This window comes from Lewinella cohaerens DSM 23179 (genome assembly GCF_000379805.1).
Classification (GTDB): domain Bacteria; phylum Bacteroidota; class Bacteroidia; order Chitinophagales; family Saprospiraceae; genus Lewinella; species Lewinella cohaerens.
The window spans coordinates 1-1,611 of sequence record NZ_KB903612.1 but is presented as its reverse complement, the minus strand read 5'-3'; the positions used below and the strand labels follow the sequence as shown (position 1 = coordinate 1,611).

The following is a 1,611-nucleotide window of genomic DNA, read 5'->3' as shown; positions in this document are numbered from 1 at the left end:
CTACGAACCTCGTACAACACGGGACATGCGGAAATTCAAAAATTTTTTCGGCTGCGCCGAAAATTTCCGAACTTCGCATGTCCCGAAAAACGTTATCTGCAAGCAAAAAACAAAAAACCAGATTAAACCAAATAGAATTAGAAAGGTCTAATAAAGGGCAGGAATTACATTAAAGTAAAGATCTCTTAACGAATGAATGTATTGCAAAAATTATTAATACCTATTCTTTTATTTCAATGTCTTGAAACGTCAGCTCAAATGATTGAAATAACAGACTTCGGAAACAACTCTGGCAATTTAAAAATGTTTTTATTTGAACCATCAAATCCAAAGACAGATGCAGAGGTGGTGTTAGTACTTCATGGATGTGGGCAAAATGCATCTAATTTTGCTGAACAAACGGGGTGGAATGTCCTTGCAGAACAGTATGGATTCTATGTCATATTTGCAGAGCAAAAAGTAATTAATAACCCCACTAGATGTTTTAATTGGTTCTTAAGTTCAGATAATGAAAGAGATATTGGAGAAGCAAAGTCGTTAATTGACATGGTCAATTATGTTCATAATAACTTTTCTACAGACAATACAAAAAATTTTGTTTGCGGACTCTCAGCTGGAGGAGCAATGACACCAGTTATGTTGGCTTGTTATCCAGATGTATTTAAATCTGGTGGTACTTGGGCAGGTGTTCCATATTTATATGAACCAACAGGAAATAACGACATCACTCCAATGGAATGGGGGGACAAAGTTAGGAATGCTTTCTCTTCTTACTCTGGAGCTTACCCAACTTTATTTATTTGCCAAGGTACAGATGACACGGTTACAGAACCTATCAATGAATCTCGATTAGTAGCTCAATGGACAAATATTCATGATTCAGACCAAATACCTGACGAAACAGAATTAAATTTCAATGGCAATGCTGATATAGAAGAAAATATATACTTAAATAATTCTAACGACACCATAATTAAATCCTACACCATTCAAGATATGGGACATGGTATTGCTGTTGACCCAGGAAACGAAATTTTTCAAGGTGGACAAACATCTGCTGGTTCATATGATGTTGATTTTTATTCTACTTATTGGATGGCTCGCTTCTTTGGACTTATACCTGATGACATGGTAAATTCAGTTCAACAAATATATGAATCAGAGATTGAGACATATATTAATAATGACGGTTCATTGAAAATTACAACTAATGAAAACTTGCATCAACTACAAATGATACTATTTGACATATCCGGAAGAAGAATATTGACGCAGAATTTTAATCAGGAAACTATTATTTCATCAAGCCAACTAAACAATAATAGAATTATAATTATTTCAATTTACAATAAAAACAAGAAAAGGGTCTATTCCAAATTACTTGTTCGAAACTAAAGAATAATGGTCTTAAAATAAAGGATGAAGCCAGCAGATAACAATGTGTATGTCGTTCATGTCGGCTAAACGCCGCCACGCCGCATACACGAACCGTTGCCCAAGATACTCCGCTTCGCTGCGCATCTTGGGCAACGTTTTTCGGGCAAGCCCGTGTGGCACAAGCTTCTCCGCTGCGCTACGAACCTCGTACAACACGGGACATGCGGAAATTCA

At 36.3% G+C, this 1,611-nt stretch carries 1 protein-coding gene; it reads left to right on the top strand.

What is annotated here, in order from left to right:
* Positions 1–192 precede the first annotated feature (192 nt).
* A complete protein-coding gene (locus tag A3EU_RS32180) occupies positions 193–1,395 on the top strand; it encodes an extracellular catalytic domain type 1 short-chain-length polyhydroxyalkanoate depolymerase (RefSeq protein WP_020539479.1) in 1,203 nt (400 codons plus the stop codon).
* Positions 1,396–1,611 lie beyond the last annotated feature (216 nt).

Excerpts from the sequence above, each read along its gene's own strand:
- A3EU_RS32180 (WP_020539479.1), top strand. The coding sequence starts at position 193 with ATGAATGTATTGCAAAAATTATTAATACCTATTCTTTTATTTCAATGT.